Source organism: Enterobacter sp. 61D5, assembly GCF_034107965.1.
Taxonomy (GTDB): Bacteria; Pseudomonadota; Gammaproteobacteria; order Enterobacterales; family Enterobacteriaceae; genus Enterobacter; species Enterobacter cloacae_M.
The window spans coordinates 186,533-210,657 of record NZ_JAWNFK010000004.1; the positions used below are offsets into that span (position 1 = coordinate 186,533).

Below are 24,125 nucleotides of genomic sequence, written 5' to 3' on the forward strand. Positions count from 1 at the left end.
TTACTCCACCTGGGGCAACAGTGATGTCGTCGTATGCGCGCGCAAGCGCTCATTCGGGACGTAAAAAGCAATTTCGGTACCCGGCTCAAGACGTTGAATATGCAGCCCGTCGCCGTAAAGCAGCTTGACCCGGTGGTGCACGTTCAGCAGACCGATTTTATTCCCCGGCATCTCGTTAGACTCCACGCGCTCAATGACTTTTGGATCAATCCCGTGGCCGGTATCGCGCACGGCAATCCGCACCCGGTTGCCGCTTTCGGTGACGCTGATGGTGACGACGCCTTTGCCTTTACAGGGCTGAATACCGTGAACAATCGCGTTTTCAACCAGCGGCTGGATAAGCAGGCTCGGGATCACGCAGTTGACCTCTTCATCAATATCGTAAATGACCGTGAGCTTATCGCCAAAGCGCGCCTGCTCAATCGCGATGTAGTCCTTGATCTGATAAAGCTCTTTTTTGATGTCGATCTGCTCGTCATCTTTCAGCTCGATGTTGTAGCGCAGATAGCGCGACAGGTTAAAAATCAGCTGGCGCGCGGTGTCCGGATTAAGGCGAATGGACGAGGAGATAGCGTTCAGCGCGTTAAACAGGAAATGGGGATTAATTTTACTCTGCAGCGCGCGCAGTTCTGCCTTATTTGCCATCTCGCGCAGCTGTTCCGCCCGCGAAACCTCAAGCTGGGTGGAGATAATCTGTGACAGGCCGATGGCCATCTCCTGCAGCGTCGAGGTGATCTGATGCGCGTGACAGTAATAAATTTTCAGCGTGCCCGTCACGACGCCTTTCTCCCACAGCGGGATGACCAGCATCGAGTGAATTTCCGGCGTTCGGTGGGCTTCATCATTGTTTTTAATAATGATTTTACCGTAGTTAATCGCCTGTCTGGTGGTCGGGCTTATGGTGTCATCGTTGTCGCGATAGTTGTGCTCCCCGACGCCAACGTAGGCCAGCACGTGGTCAATATTGGTGATGGCGACGGCGTCAGCGTGGATGTCGTGGCGGATAATTTCGCAGACCTGACGCAACGATTCCGCGTTAACGTGGCGGAAGAGCGGCAGCGTTTTGTTAGCGATATCCAGCGCCAGCTTGGCCTGACGGGCGGCACTGGCCTCTTTTTCCCCTTCAACGCTTTGCACCAGCAGCACGATAAAGCCGATGCACACGCTGCCCAGGATCATCGGAATACCGATTTTCGAAACGATATCCAGCCCCAGCGCGGTGGTGGGGGCCCAGACGACGACAAGGATCATGGTCAGCGTTTCGCACACCATGCCGGCGACGATCCCGGCGCGCCAGCGCTGTTTTTTCGGTATTTTGCGGCTGATCCAGCCGGAAAGCACCCCGGCGATAATGCTGGTGATAAAGCACGGCACCGCCGTTACGCCACCGATATCAATCAGGTAGCGGTGCGTCCCGGCAATCAGGCCGGTGATGACGCCCACCCACGGACCAAACAAAATCCCGCCGGACATGACGGCGATAATGCGCACGTTAACCAGCGAACCCTCTACCGGCACGCCTGACCAGGTGCTGAACAGGGCAAACAGCGAAAAGATGGCGGTAACGGCCAGCAGCTCTTTTGGCGAGTGTGCTGATTTGTGCAACAGCTCGCGAAACAGGCGAATGCGTATGAGGAAGAACAGGCAAATCAGCATTAATGCCGCACGGTCAAAAACCGCCAGCAGCATAGTGAATATTTCGTGCACGAGTAGACCTGGGAAAACGGGAAAGAACCATGATAAAAAACCTGGCGCGTATTGACCAGCTATCCGTCGGGTTTATCAAATGAGGAAAAGCCATAATTTGTAAAGGGGATTATCTGGCGGTGACCGATGCGACCTGTTTTTTTCTTAACGGCGCATCATCAGGTAACTGGTTTGATATCATCCTGTTAAATAACAGCTACCAGAAAGCCGATTCCGAAACAGAAGCTTCCGCTTTTAGGCGCAGCCGGGATCCGGTTTTCAGACGATCGCTTTTTTTTCATTTCCCTCTCGACAGCATGATTTTTTTCAGGTTATTTTCTAAACATGCCACATCGGTGGCAGCGTCGCTCGGACGGTCCGGGCGCTAACGTTAATCTGAGGAATCTATGGCTGAATTCAGTCCTGAACGCCGTTTTACGCGTATCGATCGTCTCCCCCCTTATGTTTTCAACATCACCGCTGAACTGAAGATGGCTGCGCGTCGTCGCGGCGAAGATATCATTGATTTCAGCATGGGTAACCCTGACGGCCCAACGCCGCCGCATATCGTTGAGAAGCTCTGCACGGTTGCCCAGCGCCCGGATACGCACGGCTACTCAACCTCTCGCGGTATTCCCAGGTTACGTCGCGCGATCTCGCGCTGGTATCAGGATCGCTATCAGGTTGATATCGATCCGGAAAGTGAAGCGATTGTCACCATCGGCTCGAAAGAGGGGCTGGCACACCTGATGCTGGCCACGCTGGATCATGGCGATACGGTGCTGGTGCCTAATCCAAGCTACCCGATCCATATCTACGGCGCGGTGATTGCCGGGGCGCAGGTCCGTTCTGTGCCGCTGGTGGAAGGTGTCGATTTCTTTAGCGAACTGGAACGTGCGATTCGCGAAAGCTATCCGAAACCCAAGATGATGATCCTCGGCTTCCCGTCGAACCCAACGGCCCAGTGCGTGGAGCTTGATTTCTTCGAGAAAGTTGTCGCGCTGGCCAAGCGTTATGACGTGCTGGTGGTTCACGATTTAGCCTATGCGGACATCGTCTATGACGGCTGGAAGGCTCCGTCGATTATGCAGGTCCCTGGCGCGCGTGACGTGGCGGTAGAGTTCTTTACGTTGTCGAAAAGCTACAACATGGCGGGCTGGCGTATTGGCTTTATGGTGGGTAACAAGACGCTGGTGAGTGCCCTGGCGCGCATTAAGAGTTATCACGATTACGGCACCTTCACGCCGCTGCAGGTCGCGGCTATTGCTGCCCTGGAGGGCGATCAGCAGTGCGTTCACGAGATTGCCGCTCAGTATAAGCGCCGTCGCGACGTGCTGGTAAAAGGCTTGCATGAAGCAGGCTGGATGGTCGAAATGCCGAAGGCATCCATGTATGTCTGGGCGAAAATTCCGGAGCCGTACGCGGCGATGGGTTCGCTGGAGTTTGCCAAAAAACTGCTTCAGGATGCGAAGGTGTGTGTGTCACCGGGCATTGGATTCGGTGATTATGGCGACACCCATGTGCGATTTGCCCTGATTGAAAACAGCGACCGTATTCGTCAGGCGGTGAGGGGCATCAAGAGTATGTTCCGGGCCGACGGTCTTCTGACCTCAAAGGGCGTCGCTGAACATCCCGCATCGTCATGACATAAAAAAACAGGAGCCGATGGCTCCTGTTTTTTTGACAGCATGTTCTTCACTAGATCATCAGGGCAAAGGTTCCGGCCCAGACTAAAACAATCACCGACATGCCCATAAAGAAATATTTCACGTTTCATCGCTCCGCGTATCTTGTGGTACGCATTTAAAAACAGAGTCCACCTGAGTATAGAGAACTGAAATCCGGTCAAAACGGAAATGAGAATTTTCCCGTTACGCCGTCAACTCCAGCTCAGAATTCTGTGCTTTCCTGTTGCCAGACGGCGCTAATGTACGCTTAAAAATGAGGGGTGACAAGAGGGATTTTTTTAAATAATTTCCGTCACTTACGAGTGTCGTGGAACGGCGACAGTTTGATTTCACTTCGCAATAAATTCACTTTGGGCGACGCAATGAAAGACGATTTCTTAACGGGATGACAGGTGATTGAAAAGGTTAGTTTCTTAGCGAAACTAACCTTAATGAAAGGCTTAAATATAGAGCGAGGCTTCGCCAATAGGGCGGGTTTTAAAACGACGATGCATCCACAGATACTGCTCTGGGGCACGCATGATTTCAGTTTCGATAACTTTATTGATAAACGCTGCGGCTTCGCATTCGTTTTCCGGATAGTTAGCCATTTCAGGGGAGATGTGCAGACGATAACCTGACTTATCTGCTTTTCTCACCATCGTCACGGTCAGCATGGAGGCACCAGACAGACGCGAAATGACAAAGGTGCCGTTAGTCGTCGCAACGTCTTTCACCGCAAAGAAAGGCGCAAAGCTGCTGCCTTTACGTCCATAATCCTGATCGGGGGCAAACCAGACGGCCTCTCCTTTCTTGAGAGCACCGACCATACCGCGCAGGTTATTACGGCTGATCATCGCCTTATTGGAGCGCATGCGGCCTCGCGTCTGCACCCATTCCATAAGCGCACTGTTGTGCGGTCTGTAGGTTGCCATCATTGGCTGGCAAAGCCCCATCACGCGACCGCCCAGCTCCAGCGACATAAAGTGAACGCCGACGACCATCACGCCGCGTTTTTGCATCTGCGCGCGTTTAAGGTTATCCAGCCCTTCAACGTCAAACCATTTGCGGACACGCTCATCCGGCCAGAACCAGGCCATGCCGGTTTCAAGCAGCGCCATGCCGATAGACTTGAAGTTTTCAGCGATGAGTTTCTCACGCTCTTCGGCATTGTACTGCGGGAAACAAAGCTCAATATTTTTACGCGCGATGGATTCGCGACGTTTCAGGAAAACGCGGGAAGCGCTGCCCAGTTTCGACCCCAGCAAGCGCAGGACAGGGTACGGAAGTTGAACCAGCAGCCAGAGTACGCCAAGGCCAAACCATGTAAACCAGTAACGCGGGTGTAAAAACGCACGTTTGAATTGGGATTGAGACAAAATAGTGAACCTATGTAAAGCCGGTGAAAGTAACGCATAAAGCGATACCATGTGCCAATTAGACCGTTGGACAAGGTCATGGTTGCAGGCTTTACCGATCTTTACGGCGTTGCCTGGCCACTGCTGACGTTAGGTGGGCGGAGTAATGTAGCACCGTTATACGATATGTGCTATTACTCGTTTTTGATTAAAAAAGCGGCGATCCGGGAGGTGTTTGATTTTACACTGTATAAACTCCAGAAAGGAGAGCAGCTTTCATGCCTGAGAGGAGAACTGAAGTCTTTGCGCAAGGAGGAGTGGGCCGACAAAAGAGCATCAGTGTTTATTTTCGGACCCGCATCTACATTTTGTTTTCCTTCGAATAATAAATAAGAATTTTCTTTGTGAAAATTCTTATTTATTATTCATGTCATCAATCAATTCGTCACTCTTCTTAATTCATTAGCCTCTGTCCTTTATCTGCTTGCAATAACCTGTTTCCGTTCCTTCATCTTTTTTTAATATCATGTTGTGATGCAAGTCAAAACAAGATGGTTTTATTAGCATCTCTCAGGTTACGATCCTTCTTACGGTACAAATATTCACTTTGCGTGAAAAAAGCAGTGTCTTTCCCTGAGGTGAGTGGATAATTTGCAATAATATATTGGTGGAAAATTCTTAAGAAGTTTCTCATTGCGGATAAAAGATCTGTGTATTTGATTTTGTGTCGATCATTATTCTAATATTGCGCATCAAGAACGATACCTTGAATTTGGCGTAGCAAAAACAAAGAGGGATGATGAGATGGCTGATAGTTTTCAGAATGAGGTGCCTAAGGCACGTATTAACCTGAAGCTTGATCTGCATACGGGCGGGGCAAGCAAGAAAATGGAATTACCGCTGAAATTACTGGTTGCGGGTGATTTCAGCAATGGGAAAGAGTCTGCTCAAATATCTGAGCGTGAGAAGGTTAACATCACGAAAAATAATTTCGACAGTGTTCTTTCTGAATACTCCCCAAAACTTAATCTAACCGTTAAAAATACGCTCTCTGATGATGGTGGTGAGGAAAATGTTCAGCTGACTTTCCAGGGTATGAAAGATTTTACGCCAGAGCAGGTGGCTGCTCAGATACCGCAGCTGAAGGCGATGCTGGCGATGCGCAATTTGCTCCGCGATCTGAAGGCCAATTTGCTGGATAACCAGACTTTCCGAAAAGAGCTGGAAAAAATCCTTCTGGACCAGTCCCTTAGTGCTGAACTGCGAAATGAACTATCCGCACTTGCATCAAGAAAATAGTAACCATCACGCTGTTTTAACGGATTAATCAAGGAATGCTCATGTCTGTACAAAATAATATTGCCGGGAGTGAAAGCGTGGTGCTGGAACGTCCTGCTGCGGGTGGGGTTTACGCCTCCCTGTTTGAGAAAATCAATCTGAACCCTGTCTCTGAGCTGAGCGCGCTGGATATCTGGCAAGATGCGCAGGCGATGTCGGATGCGACCGCTGACGAGCGTTTGACCGCAGGTATGCAGGTCTTTCTGGAATGCCTGACCAAGGCAGGCGCGAAGGTCGAAAAACTGGATAAAAGCCTGATCGATCATCACATCGCGGAGCTCGATTACCAGATCAGCCGCCAGCTGGACGCGGTTATGCACCACGACGAGTTTCAGGCGGTCGAAAGCCTGTGGCGTGGGGTGAAATCACTGATTGATAAAACAGATTTTCGCCAGAACGTGAAAATTGAGCTTCTGAGTATGTCCAAAGAAGATCTGCGCCAGGACTTTGAAGACAGCCCGGAAATCATCCAGAGTGGTCTGTATAAACACACCTACATTGATGAATATGATACTCCAGGCGGCGAGCCGATTGCGGCACTGATTTCCGCTTATGAGTTTGATGCTTCAGCGCAGGATGTCGCTCTGCTTCGCAACATCTCCAAAGTATCCGCTGCTGCACATATGCCGTTTATCGGCTCTGCAGGCCCGAAATTCTTCCTCAAGGAGTCAATGGAAGACGTTGCTGCGATTAAAGATATTGGTAACTATTTTGACCGCGCAGAGTACATCAAGTGGAAATCGTTCCGCGATACTGACGACGCCCGCTACATCGGCCTGGTCATGCCGCGCGTATTGGGACGTTTACCGTATGGTCCGGACACCGTACCGGTTCGCAGCTTCAACTATGTCGAAGAAGTCAAAGGTCCGGATCACGACAAATACCTGTGGACCAATGCATCGTTTGCCTTCGCGTCAAACATGGTGCGTAGTTTCATCAATAATGGCTGGTGTGTACAAATCCGCGGCCCGCAGGCTGGTGGTGCGGTTCAGGACCTGCCTATTCATCTGTACGATCTCGGTACCGGCAATCAGGTAAAAATCCCGAGCGAAGTGATGATTCCCGAAACCCGCGAATTCGAATTCGCGAATCTGGGCTTCATTCCTTTGTCCTACTATAAAAACCGCGACTACGCGTGCTTCTTCTCAGCCAACTCCACTCAGAAACCGGCGCTGTATGACACCGCTGATGCGACGGCGAACAGCCGCATCAACGCCCGTCTTCCGTACATCTTCCTGCTGTCGCGTATCGCCCACTACCTGAAGCTGATTCAGCGCGAGAACATCGGTACCACGAAGGACCGCCGACTACTTGAACTGGAGCTGAACACGTGGGTCCGCAGTCTGGTTACCGAAATGACCGATCCGGGCGACGAGTTGCAGGCTTCTCACCCGCTGCGCGACGCGAAGGTGGTAGTGGAAGATATCGAAGACAATCCGGGCTTCTTCCGCGTGAAGCTTTACGCCGTGCCGCATTTCCAGGTGGAAGGCATGGACGTTAACCTGTCGCTGGTTTCCCAAATGCCGAAAGCCAAATCGTAAAAACAGGCAGGAAGCTGATGAAAACGGAACAACCGTTATGGGGCAGGGGCATTATGGTCTCTCCCCAGCATTTTCAGCAACAGGTCGCGTATGCGGCCTGGTCTGCAGAATGTATTGCTCGGATGGGGTTATCACAGCCCTGGGGCGTGATAAATGTCGCTTTCGAACCGGATGCACTGAAGCTGGGCCGCCTGCAGGCCCGCCATCTGCACATCCGTTTCCCCGACGGCACGCTTATCGACACGGATAATGCCGACTCCCTGCCGCCGGTGCTGGCGCTTGAGGGCGAATCACATGAAGTTGTGGTGGTTCTGGCGCTTCCGCTACTGCGGGCAAATGGCGGCAACTGCCTTAAACCTGATGAAGTGGCCGAGCGCCCTGTGCGTTATCGCCAGCACTGGCGGGATGTCCGCAATGCCTATGGAGATGACACCCGCCAGATTGCCGTAATGCAGCCCGAACTGACCCTGCGTTTTGCGCATCAGAACAACAGCGATTACCTGATTTGTCCGGTCGCCCGACTGCAGCAAGACTCGCAGGGTACATGGCAATTAGACGAGACGTTTCTTCCTCCACTGTTGACTCTCCAGGGCAGCCGTTGGCTGGTTACCCAGCTTGAACAACTCATGACTCAACTGCGGGCCCGTCTGTGCCGTCTGATGGCGATGCGGCGTGAAAGCAATGAACGCATGGCAGACTTCGCCGTGGCCGATGTATCACTGTTCTGGCTGCTCAACGCGCTGAACAGCGCTGAGCCCGTGCTTGGCCAGTTCCAGCGGAACCTACAAAGCCCGCCGGAGCGGCTTTATCCGGAACTTTCTCGACTGGCAGGGAGCCTGCTGACCTTCTCTCTGGAACATCAGGTGAGCGCTATACCGATCTGGCACCACGAGCAACTCAATACGGTGTTTCCACCGCTGTTTGATTTGCTTGGCGATCTGCTTGAAGCCAGCTTACCGTCCCGCGTGGTGGCCCTGTCTCTCGACTATGACCCACGGCTGCACTTCTGGCAGGCTCGACTGCATGACCCGCGTCTGCGCGAAGGGGCTGATTACTATCTCTCTGTTCGCTCGCCGATCCCGGTAGCGCAACTGCAGGAACAGTTCCCGCGTCAGTGTAAGGTGGGCAGTCCTGACCATGTGCGGGGGATCGTCAACTCTTCCCGCGTGGGCGTGCCGTTGATGCCATTGCGCCATGTACCAGCCGCCATTCCGCTGCGCCTGGAAAATCAGTATTTCAGTCTCGATCTCTCCCATCCTCTGGCGACTGAGATGCTCCAGAGTGGGACGTGTATGTTTTACGTCCCGGGCATGCTGGGCGAACCTGAACTTGAACTCTTTGCGGTGCTGAGAACATGAGTGAACGTAAACACGGCGCTGCCGTATCTATTGATATTGACGCACTGCTGCAGGATACCTGGCTGCAGGTCATTAGCCTTCGCCATGGACCGCAGTTTCAGGAAGGTGAAGGTCGGATTTTGTGGGAGCGCTGTATCGCTGACGTGGAGCGCGTTCAGCGCGAACTGAAAGCGAGTGAACTCAACGAAGCCAGCTGTGAGCATATCCTCACTGCACAATGTGCATTGCTTGACGAGGCGGTCAAAGGACGAGGTGTGGAGGATGACGCCTGTGTGCAGTGGTATGACATTCCCCTGCAGGGACACTTCCTCGGCACGATGGACGCTGGTGACACCCTGTGTGACAGGATGCGCGATGTGCTGCGCGAACCAGCACCAGACATTGCCGTACTGACCTGCTTCCAGCGGGTAATGATGCTTGGATTCCTGGGGGGCTATCGCGCGCTGAACGATCCTGAACGCCAGAAGCTGGTCAGCGCACTCAGTGAACATGTCGCGCCGTTCAGCTATCCGCAGACCCACCCTGTTCTGGCAGAAAGCCGTGCCGGGTGGGGAATGGGCGGATGGCTCGCATCATGGCCTGCACGTATTGGACTAAGCGTGATTGTTCTTGCCGCGCTCTGGTGGGGACTGGATCGTTGGCTCGATCAGATGCTGCTGACCCTGCTGCTGGGAGCCATAAAATGAGTCCTGCACAACAGCGCGGTCTTGCGCTGTGGGCAGCCCTGCTGAGTGCAGTGGTCTGTCTGGCTTTTCTGCCGGTATCCCGGCTGGCTTCAGTGCTCGTTCTGCTGGCTATGCTCGGGGTTATCTTTGTGTTCTGGTATATCACCAAACCTCGTGCGGAGCATGACGTCACCCTGCTTCTGGATGACCTTCCTGAAGCCACTTACCGTCAGCCCGTGGTGCTGGTTTGTGGCGATCTGCCGCTGACCTGGCCGCAGCAGTCATCAGTACTCATCGTCACGCAGGGATGCTGGATCCGCGTTGAGGAACATCAGGATCTGGAGCAGCTAGCCCGTCAGATTCTGTGGCAGCGCCCGGACTGGGGGCGTCAGCTGTCGGTGATGGTCAGTGTCTGCCCGCAGAAACACGTCGACAGCGAAGCCCTGACAAGTCGTCTGCTGGCTCTGCGCTGGCAAATCAGCCAGCTGCGTAAAGAAACGGGACATTCTGTGCCATTGATTTTGAATGGTCAGATCGGCAGCGCGATGACGGATGACATGCTCTGGCAGGCTGCTATTCCGGGTGAAGGGTGGACTGTCTGGCGTGAGTCGAATGCGCCTTGTTCAATTGCCGCGTGGGTCTCAACTGGCGGTGCGCCTGTGATGGAGCAGCAGGTGCTGATGAACAGCCTGATGAGCTGGTTCCATCAGCATGTCCAGGCGGTATTCATCGATGATAATCCTGATGTTCCGACCATTGCACCTGCAGCGCAGCTGTGGGGAATGGGGCCGATTCTTGCCGGAAGCCTTGCATCTTCAGCCTGGACGGCGTGGTTATCGCGTCATACTGCCATGCAGCAGGTGGCTGGCTGGCAACCGGTAGGGACGGACAGTACGGTGATCTCACCCTTACCGGATTTCATCCTGCCGCTGCTACCGGAGGGAAGTGGACTCACTCCCCGTGCCCGCACCTGGCGCTGTGCCCTTGGTCTTTTCACCCTGGCGGCCATCGCCGCGCTGCTCAGCAGTGGCTGGAACAATCGCCAGCTGTTGCATCGCGTGAGCTTCGATATAGCCCGTTATGACAGCCTCTCCATGGATGACTACGGCCCGAAGGCTAGCGCCGTAGCGGCCCTTCGTGAGAATGCGGCGCTGCTGGATGACTATGCACGTAACGGCGTACCGGCCCGACTGGGTCTGGGGCTTTATCAGGGGGAACGTCTACGGATGCCCCTTCTGGAAGCGATCCGCTCGTATGTGCCGCCGCCTCCTAAACCGCAGCCAACCCCAAAACCGGTGCCGAAAATTGTGAGGCTCGACAGCATGTCGCTTTTCGATTCGGGCAAATCTGCGCTTAAAGCCGGCTCCACCAAAATGCTGGTGAATTCTCTGGTCGGCGTGAAGGCGAAACCGGGCTGGCTGATTGTCGTGTCCGGCCATACCGATAACACCGGCAATCCGCAACTAAACCAGACGTTGTCTCTGAAACGTGCCGAAGCGGTGCGCAGCTGGATGCGTGATACCGGAGACGTGCCGGAAAGCTGTTTTGCGGTGCAGGGCTATGGCGAAAGCCGCCCTGTCGCAACCAACGACACCCCGGAAGGGCGTGCGCTTAACCGCCGTGTCGAAATCAGTCTGGTACCGCAGGCTAGTGCCTGCCAGATACCGGGCAATCCCAAAGCGTCATCGCAGGATGATGGCGTCTTAGAAAATAAAACGGAGTAATTAACATGGCAATTCCTGTTTATCTTTGGCTGAAGGACGACGGCGGCGCGGACATTAAAGGGTCTGTGGACGTTCAGGATCGTGAAGGCAGCATCGAAGTGGTTGCACAGGAGCATAACCTGTACATCCCGACCGACAACAACACCGGCAAGCTGACCGGCACCCGCATCCACACGCCGTTCCTGTTCACGAAGGAAATCGATTCCTCCAGTCCGTACCTGTACAAGGCGGTGACCACCGGTCAGACCCTGAAATCCGCTGAGTTCAAGTGGTACAAAATCAACGACGCGGGCCAGGAAGTGGAGTACTTCAACACCAAACTGGAAAACGTGAAGGTAGTGAAAGTGAATCCTGAAATGTATGACATCAAGGATCCTTCGAAAGAGAAGCACAACCACCTTGAACGCGTTGAACTGCGTTACGAAAAAATCACCTGGACCTACAAAGACGGCAACATCATTCATTCCGATTCCTGGAACGAACGCGCCACGGCGTAATCCTGATGCGGGCAGGTTTTCCTGTCCGCAGTTTTTTGCTGAGTGCCTGAGATGCGGGCACTCAGCAAAGAAAAAACAATCTGCCTGCCTGACCTTATGCGCTTTGGTGAACAGCGAGGGGCGGTAGCGTGTCCAGGAACCGACAAAGAGAAAATCTCATGGAAAATCCAGCCATCCTGTTACGTCGTCTGAACCCTTACTGTGCCCGTGCGATGGAAGGAGCGGCGTCGCTCTGCCAGACCCGCGCCCATGCGGAAATTTTGCCGGAGCACTGGCTGCTAAAACTGCTGGAGCAGGGGGAAGGTGACCTGACGGTGTTGGCGCGTCGCTATGAATGGGATATGGATGGCATCTGGCAGGATTTGCTTGGCTGGCTCGACAGACAACCTCGCTCCGTACGCCATCGCCCCCAGCTGTCTGATGCCATTCAGACGCTGATGCAGGAAGCCTGGATGATTGCCTCCCTTAACAGCGAAGAGCACATTCGCAGCGTCCATCTGCTGATGGCCCTGGTGGAAAAACCAAAACTGGCACGTTGTGACGGTCTTTGGCCGTTGTTAACGCTTGCTCAAAGCCAGCTGGAGCGCCTGCGGCCTTTGCTGGATGCGCAATCGGATGAACGTCTGGAAATGCAGCGCGAAGCTGAACTGATGCAGAGCCACGGTGGTGAGATGGGATTTGTCGAGCGTCCGGCTGGTGTGGAAATGAAAGAGGGGGAACTGAGCCCTGCGCTGCAGAACGCGCTGGATAAATTCACCCTCGATGTCACTGCCAAAGCGAAGGAAGGGAAGATCGATCCTGTGTTTGGCCGCGACACAGAAATTCGCCAGATGGTGGACATCCTTTCCCGCCGCCGTAAAAACAATCCGATCCTGGTCGGCGAGCCGGGCGTGGGGAAAACTGCACTGGTTGAAGGTCTGGCGTTGCGTATAGCCGAGGGTAATGTGCCGGAATCCCTCAAAACGGTTACCCTACGCACCCTTGACCTGGGTCTGCTGCAGGCTGGCGCGGGCGTGAAAGGTGAGTTCGAACAGCGTCTGAAAAACGTCATCGACGCGGTGCAGCAATCGCCTGTACCTGTTCTGCTTTTTATTGATGAAGCGCATACCATCATTGGCGCAGGTAATCAGGCGGGTGGTGCAGACGCGGCCAACCTGCTGAAACCGGCGCTGGCGCGTGGCGAACTGCGTACTATTGCGGCCACCACCTGGTCTGAATACAAACAATACTTCGAGCGTGACGCCGCGCTGGAGCGCCGTTTCCAGATGGTAAAAGTGGATGAGCCTGACGATGACACTGCCTGCCTGATGCTCCGTGGCCTGAAATCCCGCTATGCCGAACACCACAATGTGCATATCACCGACGATGCGGTTCGTGCGGCAGTTACTCTTTCGCGTCGTTATCTGACCGGACGTCAGCTTCCTGATAAAGCGGTCGATCTGCTGGACACCGCTGCCGCTCGCGTGCGTATGAGTCTCGATACGGTACCGGAACAGCTAACCCGCCTTCGCGCGAGTATAGCTGCGCTCGACATGGAGAAGCAGGCGTTACTGGAAGATATCGCCATTGGCAATCAGTGTCATGCCGAACGTTTGAGCGAGATTGAGCAGGAAGAGGTGCGTCAGATAGTCACACTCGACGAACTGGAAACCCAGTACGGTCAGGAGATGAAACTCACCGAGCAGCTACGCGAAAGCCGTCAGGATATATCACGCCAGAGTGAGACTCACAGGCTGCAACAGGAGCTTAACGAGATGCAGCGCAGCAACCCGCTGCTCTCCCTGGATGTGGATGTCCGCACCGTTGCCAACGTGATTGCCGACTGGACCGGCGTGCCGCTCTCATCCCTGATGAAAGACGAACAGACTGAGCTGCTGACGCTGGAAAATGAAATCGGCCAGCGTGTCGTCGGTCAGGATGTTTCCCTTGAGGCTATCGCCCAGCGCCTGCGCGCGGCGAAGACCGGGCTGACGTCAGAGAACGGCCCACAGGGCGTGTTCCTGCTGGTTGGCCCGAGCGGTGTCGGCAAGACCGAAACCGCGCTGGCGCTGGCGGACGTGCTGTACGGCGGCGAGAAGTCACTCATCACCATCAACCTGTCTGAGTACCAGGAGCCGCACACTGTGTCGCAGCTGAAAGGTTCCCCGCCGGGCTACGTCGGCTACGGTCAGGGCGGCATTCTCACCGAAGCCGTGCGCAAGCGCCCGTACAGCGTGGTGCTGCTCGATGAAGTGGAAAAGGCGCACCGCGACGTGATGAACCTGTTCTATCAGGTCTTCGACCGCGGCTTTATGCGCGATGGCGAAGGGCGTGAAATTGACTTCCGTAACACCGTTATCCTGATGACCTCGAACCTCGGCAGCGACCACCTGATGCAGCTGCTGGACGAACAGCCGGACGCCACCGAAGGCGACCTGCAGGAACTGCTGCGCCCGATTTTACGCGACCACTTCCAGCCGGCACTGCTGGCCCGTTTCCAGACCGTGATTTACCGCCCGCTGGCGGAAGCGGCGATGCGTACTATCGTGGAAATGAAACTGTCGCAGGTCAGCAAGCGCTTACATCGTCACTACGGCCTGACCACGCAGATTGATGAGAGCCTGTATGACGCACTCACTGCCGCCTGCCTGCTGCCGGACACCGGCGCACGCAACGTCGACAGTCTGCTCAATCAACAAATTCTGCCGGTGCTGAGTCAACAGCTGCTGACCCACATGGCTGCGAAACAGAAACCACAGTCGCTATGCCTTAGCTGGAGTGAGGAAGAGGGTATCGGGCTGGAGTTTGACCGTACACAAGGAGTGCACGCATGAGCAACAATCCCCCGATCAGATTCAGCCACAACCATCACCAGTTGGCAGTGAAGGGATGTGACGCAGAGCTCGATGTACTGGCGTTTGAAGGCGATGAAGCCCTGAGCACGCCGTTCAGTTACCGTATTGAATTCACCAGCGCTGACCATGCCATCAGCAAAGAAATGATGCTGATGAAAGCAGCCTCCCTGACGCTGCAGGCCCCGGTTGACCAGGGTTACGGCATCAAGATGCAGCAGGCCGTGCGAACCCTTCAGGGGGTGGTGAGCGGCTTTGAACGTCTCAACACCTCAAAAGATGAAACCCATTATGCCCTGACGCTGCAGCCGCGCCTGGCGCTGCTCGATCGTTCGCACCAGAACGCCATTTATCAGGACATGTCGGTCCCACAAATCGTTGAAAAAATTCTGCGCGAGCGTCACAACATGCGCGGTCAGGATTTTCTGTTCTCACTCTCAAAAGAGTACCCGCGTCGTGAACAGGTGATGCAGTACGGCGAGGATGACCTGCACTTTATTACCCGCCTGCTGGGTGAGGTCGGTATCTGGTTCCGCTTTACCACTGATACGCGCCTGAACATCGACGTGGTGGAGTTTTATGACGGTCAACAGGGGTATGAAAAAGGCCTGACGCTGCCCTCGGTTCCGCCATCAGGACAGTATTCGGAAGGGGTAGACTCGGTCTGGGGTATGGAGAGCCATCATAACGTGGTGCAGAAGCAGGTCAGCACCCGTGATTACAACTACCGTCAGGCCACGGATGACATGAACACCCAGGTCGATGCGACCCGCGGGGATGCCACCACCTGTGGGGAGGCTTACCACTGGGGAGATAACTACCTGACGGCGGGGAATCCCCATGACCGCAATCCGGCCCCGGAGTCCGGGGCCTTTTTTGCCCGCATTCGTCATGAGCGTTATCTGAATGGCCAGACGCAGACGCATGCCATCACCAGCTGCCCGACCCTCTCTCCGGGTCAGGTGCTGAAAGTCGCCGGCGGGTACGAAGTGGCAGACGTGTTTGCTCAGGGCGTGGTCGTCACGGCGATGCACAGCCATGCGCGCCGTGATGAAGACTTTGGCGTCAACTTCGACGGCATCCCGGACAGCACTGATATTAGTTTCCGTCCTGAACCTGGCTCACGCCCGGTGATGGCCGGTACATTGCCGGCCCGCGTCACGAGCACCACCGAGAATGACACCTACGGCCACATTGATAAAGACGGCCGCTATCGCGTCAACATGCTGTTTGACCGTGATAACTGGGAAACAGGGTTTGAGAGCCTGTGGGTGCGCCAGTCCCGCCCGTATGCCGGGGATGCTTATGGTCTGCACCTGCCGCTGCTGGCGGGCACCGAAGTGGCGATTGGCTTCGAGGACGGTAACCCGGACAGGCCGTACATTGCCGGCGTGCTGCACGATTCAGCCCACGGCGACCACGTCACCATCCGCAACTACAAACGTAACGTTCTCCGCACACCTGCGAACAACAAAATCCGCCTCGATGACGAGCGCGGGAAAGAGCATATCAAGGTCAGCACGGAGTACGGCGGCAAGAGCCAGCTGAATCTCGGACATTTAGTGGATGCGGAGAAGCAGAGGCGCGGGGAGGGTGCAGAGCTACGGACTGATGACTGGGTGGCTGTTCGTGGTGGAAAAGGATTACTGCTGACGACTCAGGCTCAGCCTAAGGCAATTGACCAGCAACTGAGCATGGATGAAATTAAACAACAACTGTCTGATGCTCTCTCGCTGGCGAATTCTCTGTCCGATCTGTTGCAGACAGCGCAAATTGAAGGGCTGGATAACAGTACACAACAGCAGTTTTTGCAACAGAATGTGGATCAGTTACAGCAGCCTGTCATTGTCGCGGGTGCTCCCGGTGGTATTGCCCTGTCCACGCCGCAGCATATTCAGCTTAGTGCAAATCACAATCAGATGCTGACCTCTGGTGGCAGCACAGAAATCAGTGCGTTAAAACGCATGGTACTTGCGGCCAAAACTGGATTTGTTGCATTTGTTCAGGAGCTTGGGATGAAACTGGTCGCAGCCAAAGGGAAGGTGGAAATGCAGGCGCAAAGCGATGGGATGGATATTCTTGCCTGCAAAGCCCTGACTGTAATGAGTACCGATGACGAAATCATTATTAGCGCGAAGAAAAAAATAACGCTTAAGTGTGGCGGTTCGTACATCACTATCGACCCGGCAAAAATTGAAAATGGTACGGGCGGAAATTATTACATTAAGAGCGCTGATTTTGATTATGACGGGCCGGCGACAATGGATGCACCATTCCCTAAATTTACCGCCTGTGAAAATGCGGCATCCGAAGCTCTGGCTAAGGGTGATGCCACATTGCCACTCACTTGAGGGAAGGTGATGAGTAACTATTATCTGGAACAACCAATGGCTCCCGGTGAGCACGATTTTGCCATTATAGACAGAATGCAGCACCCCGATATCAATGGTACATGGCCTGTACTTGAACTGGTGTCACCCATGTTTAAACCGCAGGCTCATCTTTACCCCTGGCTTTTACCCTTAAAGGAGATGAGTGCAGGAGAGTGGAAAGTATTGATGGAAGAGCTGGGCCAGGCTGACTCTCCCAGTACGATGCCAGTATCCTGCGTGTTGTTACGCAGCGAACAAACACCGACAGAAATCCGCAATCAGCTTATCAGGTCGCTCTATTTTACTGATGAAAATCATCAGGGGCATATTCTTCGCTATTACGATCCGCGGGTTTTCTTTCACCTGTGCTGGATGCTGTCACCCGGGATGTTTGCCCAAACTTTTCCTTCGCACATAGTGAGTCACTGGACTTTTTGGCTTGAAGGTCAATGGCATAGTGTGACCTTGCCTTCTGCAGATACCCAGAAACCCAGCGAATCAAGGATTTTCCCCCGACAGCAACTGCAGCGTTGTGGACTGATAAATGAGGTGCTTGGCAGACTCCCTCTTCATGGCGATGTCGTTCAGCGAGAACGGGTCAGCCAGCGAATTGATGCATTACTGCAGAAGGCAATGGAGCTGGGATTACCGACGGAAGAAGACCTGATCTCGTTTGCATTTCATGGCCTCAGGCTTCGGGATGCATTCTGGTTATCCCCCAAGTTTTCAGCCCTTCTGCACCAGGCCAGAAATGCGCCAGATTTTTTCCATGATGAAACCCGCCTCTGGGATGAAGAACGCTGGAAAATGATGACACAGCGTTGATCCGAAAAAGTAAATGGAATGAAACATGACTACTGAACAAGGTTGTAAATTTTGTCGCCGTTATGGACTACCAGTGCTTCCTGTCCGCCCGGCAGTGATGGCTAATGATGATTGTTTGCCGCAGTTGCCGGCTGAAATTGCCGTCCCAATTACAGCACAGGGGCAAACCAGCTACACAGGAAGGTTGCTGCGTGATGGATTTTTGAATATCTGGTCTGAATCAGGCGCAAGGTGGATAAACTACTACGTTACCAGCGACGGCTATTACTATCCTTTGCCTGAAAATGGTGATGTTCCTGCTGATATTGTTGCCGGTACGCGAAAACCCTGCGTCAACAAGCCGGAAGAACGGGCAACCGCATCATTGATAACTTTACCGGTAAAACCGGCAGGCATGAAGAACGGCGTGTTCTGGTTTGGCTGGTCGGAAGTGGAATGGACGGACGCAACCCGCAAAAAACATGAGGATGCAGCATACCGTAGTCAGTACATGCAGTGCTTTGATATGGATGCATGGATAAATGGTGGTAGTGGGAAGCAGGTATTATCAATTTCCAGGTTAACAGTAACGGTTGCCGAATACAGTCCTAAAGCCGCATCTAGCTCCCATAAGACGTGGTCTCTGGCACCCTTCAAAAAAGCCAGACCTCTGGAGGGACAGAATCTGATTCAGGCGGCTGAAGCACTGTACGCCGGGAAAGGCGCAATCCTGGTTCTGCCAGATCCCGTTGCCGTTATTCAGGATATTTCAGCCCTGTCTAATTATCGAATAGAAAAGCAGTTTTCACTAAATCCGAAATACTCCCGAGGGCTGGCGCTGTCATCAGCGCTCAGTTCGCTGAAAGAAGTGCTTTGCACACAATTTGAACGCGATCAGTTAACCCTTGATAGAGGTGTGGAGCAGCAAGCCCAAAGCGGGATTGCTATTCAGGCAGGGGTGATGTTACCCAGTATGGCCAGTGCGCAGCAGAGCGCACTTTACAGCCATAACAATCAGTCACTCCAGCAACAGGTTAATATGTACTGGGCGCAGTACGAGAAATATATCGACAGAACCAAAGAACAGGCCTTTCTGGCGGAATATGACGCCGCACTCTCCGCCTATGACCAGCAGGTTATTTCACCAATGGTGGGTATGTATCTGGCCTGGCTGAAAGGTCAGACATTGCTGGACTATCTGGACAGTAATTTTGACCCTGAAGATATCGGCAGTGGTGCATTGTTTACCCAAACCGTCATGCATTGCGTACAGCATATGCAGGATAAATCAGATGTGACTACCTGGTTTCTGGAGCAACTATCCCAGCCATCGATAAGTAGCAGCAATATTCTTCTTCGCGCCACGGTAATGAATAACAGGCAATGGACCCTCAGGGTCAGCGACACAGTGAGTGCGCACAAAGATTATGGCGATGTACCGTGGAAAGATAAGCTAATAGATGTCTATACCAAGATAACTGATAAAGCGGCAAAGAATGTTCAGTTCGCGCTGGAAGGCTATCTCAATGCAGTCAGCAGTGCGCTGGCAGGGATGCTGGACAAAGCTGCAAACAGATTATTACCTTCTCTGGTGGCTCTGGCTGCGTCATATGGCATGGGACTGAAGGTGATAAGCAGCACGGGTGAGCGAAAATATTTCATCAGTGCCATCGTAAGGCAATTGGGAGAAATGACCGATCTTGAGGGGCGTATCTCAGCATCCCGCCTGCGACACTATGTCGAAATCGAAGTACGCAGGATGGAAATTGCCGGTGTATCGATGGTCGGGATTCACCAGCAGAAATCACTGGTACTGATTGATGTTGCTGAAGCAACTCAGACACGGGCAATACCTGAGGCTGAACGTGCCAGCGCCGCTGCACAAACACTGCGTTCCGCAGATGAAGTCAGCAGTACGTTATTCCCGCGTCAGTGGAGAGAAAAACTGGCAGTGGCGAAAGGCAGCACGGTCAACAACCTGGCCCATGATGGGGCGCAGAGCCTGCCCTTTGCCGGATGTGTTTTTGCAATGGTTATGCAGGTTGGGGCCGTCAGCCAATCCGCAAGCAGCCTGATGCAGGGCCAGCTTACGGGGGCAGAAAAGATGTCTAAATTAATCGCCGATACCATCGGCGCTGGCGGAACATTGCTGGATGCGGTGGAAAGGGTGATCTTTAAATTTAAGAGTCTGCGTCTGAAATCATTGGTTCGTCTGAGTTTTGGACGTGCAGGGGCGGTTGGCCTGGAAAAGGGATTGCAATTTGCGGGGAGGGCGTGTGCTGCATTTGGTTTTGTGGCCGTGGGGTGGGATGTTTATCATGGTGGTGAAGAGTTTCAAAAAGGTAACTTTGGATTAAGTGCAGCATATTTTGTATCCGCATTTGCAGGAGGAACGTTAGTTTTATCAGCAATGTTCAGTTCGCTAGCTTTAGGCCCTGTTGGTCTTGCGATAGCGATTGCATTTGTACTTGGCTCTGCGATTTATATTGCGATGCAAAGTCGTGATGAAATTCAGAAATGGCTGGCGGCAACATGGTGGCGTCAAATGCCTGATGGTGAAAACGATACCCCTGCAATATGGCCAACAATGCAGATGGAAATGGCTCAGCTGCAGTCATTAGTCGGAGGTAACTCATAAATGGCGATTTCACATACGCTTGGATTATACATTCCGTTTAAACTCAACAGGCTTTTGACCAAAGATGAAAAACAGAGTCGTTTTGTTCAAGGAAAACGAAGAAAGGGTTCTGGTGAGGCTGTTGTACTGGATTTGGATACTGTTGTACGGATGAATTCATCTTACCTGGAGGTTATGGACAAGTTCTATCCAGTCAAAGGCGTCATTGCTGGGCCGATGATGTGCATGATTGCTTTTGTTATTGGTACTATGGTCTGGTTTTCCTATGGGGCATTGATTTCACCAAATTTTAAAGGGGGAGGATGGGCTTTTTTATTACCTCTTTCAGGTGTGTGCTTTTTTTGTTTTTTATGCGGAAGACCACTTTTAAAAGATTGGTTCAGTAAGACACACTACCCGGTACGCTTCAACCGAAAGAAACAGCTAGTACATATTTATCAGGTAAAAGGCGAGATAATCACACTGCCCTGGAAAGATATTTATTTCACTACCAGTAAACAGAAAGTGAGTTATTGCATCGTTGGTCATATCCTTGCGGAGGATAACGAAACGGTACTGAACACGTTCAGCTTTGGTCATGTGGGCAATAAAACAGATTTATCCCGTTACTGGGAATTCATCCGTTGCTATATGGAAGAAGACTGTCTGGCAGAAATGGCTGAAACCGTTTTATATTGCCCTCCAGTGGAAAAGCGCAGAGAGGGATATATCATCGGATTGCAAACGTTGATAAAAATGGATTCCCGGCTGGAGTGGATCCCCAACGTGTTGTTATTGCCACTTTCTCTGATAGAGAGTATTGCACGCTATATCGGGATGCAGACCAGCAAAATCCCGCAGTGGTCGCAGGAAGTTATTGATGCGTGTGCAGTAGAACCGAATGACCCGATTAATGTTGGCGCTGAAAATAATTCTCCGCATCGCTGGCGTACCGTGTTAGCAAATGAGACACGAGAAGTGTATGACGCGAAAAACAAAAGGTTGAAATCCGCAAACGAAATGATTAAAGCAAAGCTTGATGCGAAATACGGAGTAGTTCCTGAGCCGGGAACGAAATGACAAGGAGAGGTTAGAGCATAATGGCAATTTTACACGACATTGGTCTTTTTATTCCGTTTAAGATTAATCGATCGCTGACCAGAGAAGAAAAATAAAGCCGCTTTGTTCAGGGTAAAAGAAGAAAGGTTTCTGGTGAGGCTACTGTTCTCGATGTGGATACCGTTATACGGATGAATTCATCTTACCTGGAAATTGTGGATAAATTTTATCCCACAAAAGGGTATGTGGCGTCATTTATGATGGCGTTTTGTATATTGTTTCTGATCGCAATTATAGCCACTACAAAAATCACAATTGTTACTGGTGATGGTTTTTTATTTTTTTGTTTTGTCGCATTACTTTCGGGGGCAGTATTTGCTGGTTTGGTCGATTTCTCCTGAAAGATTTATTTCGAAAAACACATTACCCCGTAAGGTTCAACCGAAAGAAACAGCAGGTGCATGTCTATCAGGTTAGTGGTGAAGTTATAACGGTTCCGTGGAGTGATATTTTCTTCACCACCAGTAAACAGCGAATTAGCTACTGTATAGTCGGGCATCTTCTGGCCGAAGATAAAGAAACCGTGCTGAATACGTTCAGTTTTGGATATGTGGGCCAAAGAGCAGAACTGTCTCTTTATTGGGAGTTTATTCGCTGCTATATGGAAGAGGACTGCCTGGAGGAATTGGCTGAAACTGTTTTGTTTTGTCCTCCGGTTGAGAAACGAAAGGAAGGTTACATCGCAGGCCTTCAGCGACTGATGCAAATAGATTCGCGGGCAGACTGGTTTCTGCTTGTCCTGAATCTGCCTTTTGCGCTTATTGAAAGCATAGCCCGCTATATTGCCATGCAAACCAGCAAAATTCCTCAGTGGCCACAGGAAGTTATTGATGCGTGTGCAGTAGAACCGAATGACCCGATTAATGTTGGCGCTGAAAATAATGAGCCGCATCGCTGGCGTACTGTGCTGGCAAATGAGACTCAGGAAGCATATGACGCGAAAAACCAACGGCTTAAATCTGCAAACCAAAAGATTAAAGAAAAATTGGATGCGAAATATGGAGGTAAAATATGAAAGGTGTTATTCGCATTGGCGATAAAACAACCGGAGGCGGCGAGGTCCTGTCTGGTTCCTCCAGAATGAAGTTTAAAGGTATTGGTGCTGCGCGTCTAAACGATCCGGTCAGTTGCTCTATCGAGGGGCATAGCCCAGCCTTTATTTCGCAAGGGCATCCTACAATGAAAGACCAGGGGGCCCCTGTCGCTTTTCATGATTACGAGTGCTCTTGTGGATGTAAACTAATATCATCCCTGTACAATGTCACGACGAGTAAATAATGCCTGTCGATCTCTCCACAATACCCGATGTCGCCAGCAGAAACTGCCAGCCATCAATAAAACGCTGGTTCGTAATATTACTTATCTTCATGTTTTTGGGCGGTTTTTTTACCTCATGGTTATGGCCTTCAAACAGCCCTGAACGAGGAGCGCTATTCTGGCATTGCTTCATTAGTGCACCATTAGCCATTTGGATCGTGTTGTTTGGTTTTCGCTGGCTGGCATGGTTATCTACAGTATGGCCCGCAAATGGGTGGGATAATGAACGTGAACAGGATATCGAGAATGAAATTCAGCGTGGGCAATATTTTCTGGTCGTGGATGCTGCAAGTGTATGTTTACCCCATGTTGTGACATCAGGGGCACTAACCGAACAATTTCTGCTGCCACAGGGAATAAAATTACCTTCTGTTATTGATTCAGAAACACAATCCATAAGTTATATCGCCCAGTTTAGTGACAGCAATTTACCTGTGATTAATCGTATTCAGAACAGATTTAGAGAACTTCTGAACGATCCGATATTGAAAGCTGCATTATCTCGAAGAAAACCATTTATACAACTTCAGGTTATTTTACAAGTAGACCCAAATGTTTATCTGTCCCAGGATGAGCAGGAAGAATTTAAAAAGCAGATTGCTACGCTTTTACCTGCAAGTAATATTCGATTATTACCCCACTTTGGGTTGTCGGATATTGACAACTGGATGGACAATCCCGAAAGCATAGATTCATTGCTTGTCCTCTCAGTCTGTCTTCGGGCTGTCGTATCGGATGGTGATGGTGAAGCGGCCGTGGCATTGCTATTACGTTCAGGAGATGACGCAGATTCAGACATCAATACTGCCGTTCATTTTCACAGACCAGAACAATCAAAAGACACAGAGACATTACTCGCATCAGCCAGGCAAGCCTTGGAGTGGGGTAAAACCGATGCTGAACATATTGAATCTCTGTGGTTTTCTGGTATGGGGACTGAGAATAAAACGCAGTCATTTTTATCTGAAAATAAGTTGCGCTTTCCTCGTGCCGAAGCAAGTGAACAGATTACCGATATTGATTTGAAAACAGGATTGACGGGAGTTACTTCCCCCTGGCTTGCTGTTGCGCTTGCTGCTGGTCAGTCAGGTTCATTGCCATTTCCTCAGTTGATTATGAGTGCGTCAGCGGAAGGTTTGCCCTGGTGGATGGTTATTCATCCGGGTCAGAAAGTCTCTTAAGACAATTTGCTTTAGCACAGCATCAGATTCACAAAAGTTATGGGCACTGT

General features: G+C 52.0%; 20 protein-coding genes. 17 read left to right on the forward strand and 3 right to left on the reverse strand.

Going from position 1 to position 24,125, the window contains the following annotated elements:
- Positions 1-1,707 carry a sensor histidine kinase gene (locus UTM25_RS03820; RefSeq protein WP_126787090.1) on the reverse strand — a complete coding sequence of 569 codons (1,707 nt, stop codon included), beginning with the start codon at positions 1,705-1,707 and terminating at the stop codon, positions 1-3.
- 119 nt (positions 1,708-1,826) lie between these two features.
- Here UTM25_RS03820 and UTM25_RS03825 point away from each other — a divergent pair, with 119 nt between their 5' ends.
- Positions 1,827-2,075 carry a hypothetical protein gene (locus UTM25_RS03825; RefSeq protein ID WP_194400319.1) on the forward strand — a complete coding sequence of 83 codons (249 nt, stop codon included), beginning with the start codon at positions 1,827-1,829 and terminating at the stop codon, positions 2,073-2,075.
- Between the two features lie 18 nt (positions 2,076-2,093).
- Positions 2,094-3,332 carry an alanine transaminase gene (gene alaC / locus UTM25_RS03830; protein WP_194400321.1) on the forward strand — a complete coding sequence of 413 codons (1,239 nt, stop codon included), beginning with the start codon at positions 2,094-2,096 and terminating at the stop codon, positions 3,330-3,332.
- Positions 3,333-3,384: 52 nt separating this feature from the next.
- Here the strand turns inward: alaC and ypdK are convergent, their stop codons facing one another.
- Positions 3,385-3,456: a membrane protein YpdK gene (gene ypdK / locus UTM25_RS22580; RefSeq protein WP_126330041.1), complete on the reverse strand. Its 72-nt coding sequence runs from the start codon at positions 3,454-3,456 to the stop codon at positions 3,385-3,387.
- Between the two features lie 358 nt (positions 3,457-3,814).
- Complete coding sequence (gene lpxP / locus UTM25_RS03835; protein ID WP_206689086.1) at positions 3,815-4,783, reverse strand: kdo(2)-lipid IV(A) palmitoleoyltransferase; 969 nt, start codon at positions 4,781-4,783, stop codon at positions 3,815-3,817.
- 27 nt (positions 4,784-4,810) lie between these two features.
- Between lpxP and UTM25_RS03840 the strand changes: the two genes are divergently transcribed.
- The 15 genes from UTM25_RS03840 (at position 4,811) to UTM25_RS03910 (ending at position 24,075) form a co-directional block, all read left to right on the forward strand.
- On the forward strand, positions 4,811-5,104 hold the full coding sequence (locus UTM25_RS03840) for a hypothetical protein (RefSeq protein WP_194400323.1): 294 nt from the start codon (positions 4,811-4,813) through the stop codon (positions 5,102-5,104).
- Between the two features lie 411 nt (positions 5,105-5,515).
- On the forward strand, positions 5,516-6,010 hold the full coding sequence (gene tssB / locus UTM25_RS03845) for a type VI secretion system contractile sheath small subunit (RefSeq protein ID WP_194400325.1): 495 nt from the start codon (positions 5,516-5,518) through the stop codon (positions 6,008-6,010).
- 35 nt (positions 6,011-6,045) lie between these two features.
- On the forward strand, positions 6,046-7,590 hold the full coding sequence (tssC, locus tag UTM25_RS03850; protein ID WP_320714310.1) for a type VI secretion system contractile sheath large subunit: 1,545 nt from the start codon (positions 6,046-6,048) through the stop codon (positions 7,588-7,590).
- A 14-nt stretch (positions 7,591-7,604) separates the two neighbouring features.
- The gene (gene tssK, locus UTM25_RS03855; RefSeq protein ID WP_320714414.1) at positions 7,605-8,948 is read left to right on the forward strand and encodes a type VI secretion system baseplate subunit TssK; all 1,344 of its coding nucleotides are present in this window, start codon (positions 7,605-7,607) and stop codon (positions 8,946-8,948) included.
- On the forward strand, positions 8,945-9,634 hold the full coding sequence (gene tssL, locus UTM25_RS03860) for a type VI secretion system protein TssL, short form (RefSeq protein WP_320714312.1): 690 nt from the start codon (positions 8,945-8,947) through the stop codon (positions 9,632-9,634). Before tssK ends, tssL begins: the two co-directional genes overlap by 4 nt.
- The gene (locus tag UTM25_RS03865; RefSeq protein WP_320714314.1) at positions 9,631-11,337 is read left to right on the forward strand and encodes an OmpA family protein; all 1,707 of its coding nucleotides are present in this window, start codon (positions 9,631-9,633) and stop codon (positions 11,335-11,337) included. Before tssL ends, UTM25_RS03865 begins: the two co-directional genes overlap by 4 nt.
- A gap of 5 nt (positions 11,338-11,342) precedes the next feature.
- Positions 11,343-11,834: a type VI secretion system effector Hcp gene (gene hcp / locus UTM25_RS03870; protein WP_023325816.1), complete on the forward strand. Its 492-nt coding sequence runs from the start codon at positions 11,343-11,345 to the stop codon at positions 11,832-11,834.
- Between the two features lie 158 nt (positions 11,835-11,992).
- Positions 11,993-14,647 carry a type VI secretion system ATPase TssH gene (tssH, locus tag UTM25_RS03875; RefSeq protein ID WP_320714315.1) on the forward strand — a complete coding sequence of 885 codons (2,655 nt, stop codon included), beginning with the start codon at positions 11,993-11,995 and terminating at the stop codon, positions 14,645-14,647.
- Complete coding sequence (locus tag UTM25_RS03880; RefSeq protein WP_320714316.1) at positions 14,644-17,016, forward strand: type VI secretion system tip protein VgrG; 2,373 nt, start codon at positions 14,644-14,646, stop codon at positions 17,014-17,016. Before tssH ends, UTM25_RS03880 begins: the two co-directional genes overlap by 4 nt.
- A gap of 9 nt (positions 17,017-17,025) precedes the next feature.
- Positions 17,026-17,862: a DUF4123 domain-containing protein gene (locus UTM25_RS03885; RefSeq protein ID WP_320714317.1), complete on the forward strand. Its 837-nt coding sequence runs from the start codon at positions 17,026-17,028 to the stop codon at positions 17,860-17,862.
- Between the two features lie 25 nt (positions 17,863-17,887).
- Positions 17,888-20,479 (forward strand): T6SS effector BTH_I2691 family protein, encoded by a 2,592-nt coding sequence (locus UTM25_RS03890; RefSeq protein ID WP_320714318.1) that lies wholly within the window; start codon positions 17,888-17,890, stop codon positions 20,477-20,479.
- Positions 20,480-21,538, forward strand: coding sequence for a DUF6708 domain-containing protein (locus UTM25_RS03895; protein ID WP_320714319.1), 1,059 nt, complete (start codon positions 20,480-20,482; stop codon positions 21,536-21,538). It begins immediately after the preceding gene.
- A gap of 322 nt (positions 21,539-21,860) precedes the next feature.
- The gene (locus UTM25_RS03900; RefSeq protein ID WP_320714321.1) at positions 21,861-22,592 is read left to right on the forward strand and encodes a DUF6708 domain-containing protein; all 732 of its coding nucleotides are present in this window, start codon (positions 21,861-21,863) and stop codon (positions 22,590-22,592) included.
- Positions 22,589-22,855, forward strand: coding sequence for a PAAR domain-containing protein (locus tag UTM25_RS03905; RefSeq protein ID WP_320714322.1), 267 nt, complete (start codon positions 22,589-22,591; stop codon positions 22,853-22,855). Before UTM25_RS03900 ends, UTM25_RS03905 begins: the two co-directional genes overlap by 4 nt.
- Entirely contained in the window at positions 22,855-24,075 is a 1,221-nt protein-coding gene (locus UTM25_RS03910) for a hypothetical protein (protein ID WP_320714324.1), read from the forward strand. The genes UTM25_RS03905 and UTM25_RS03910 overlap by 1 nt, the downstream gene beginning before the upstream one ends.
- Positions 24,076-24,125: the final 50 nt, after the last annotated feature.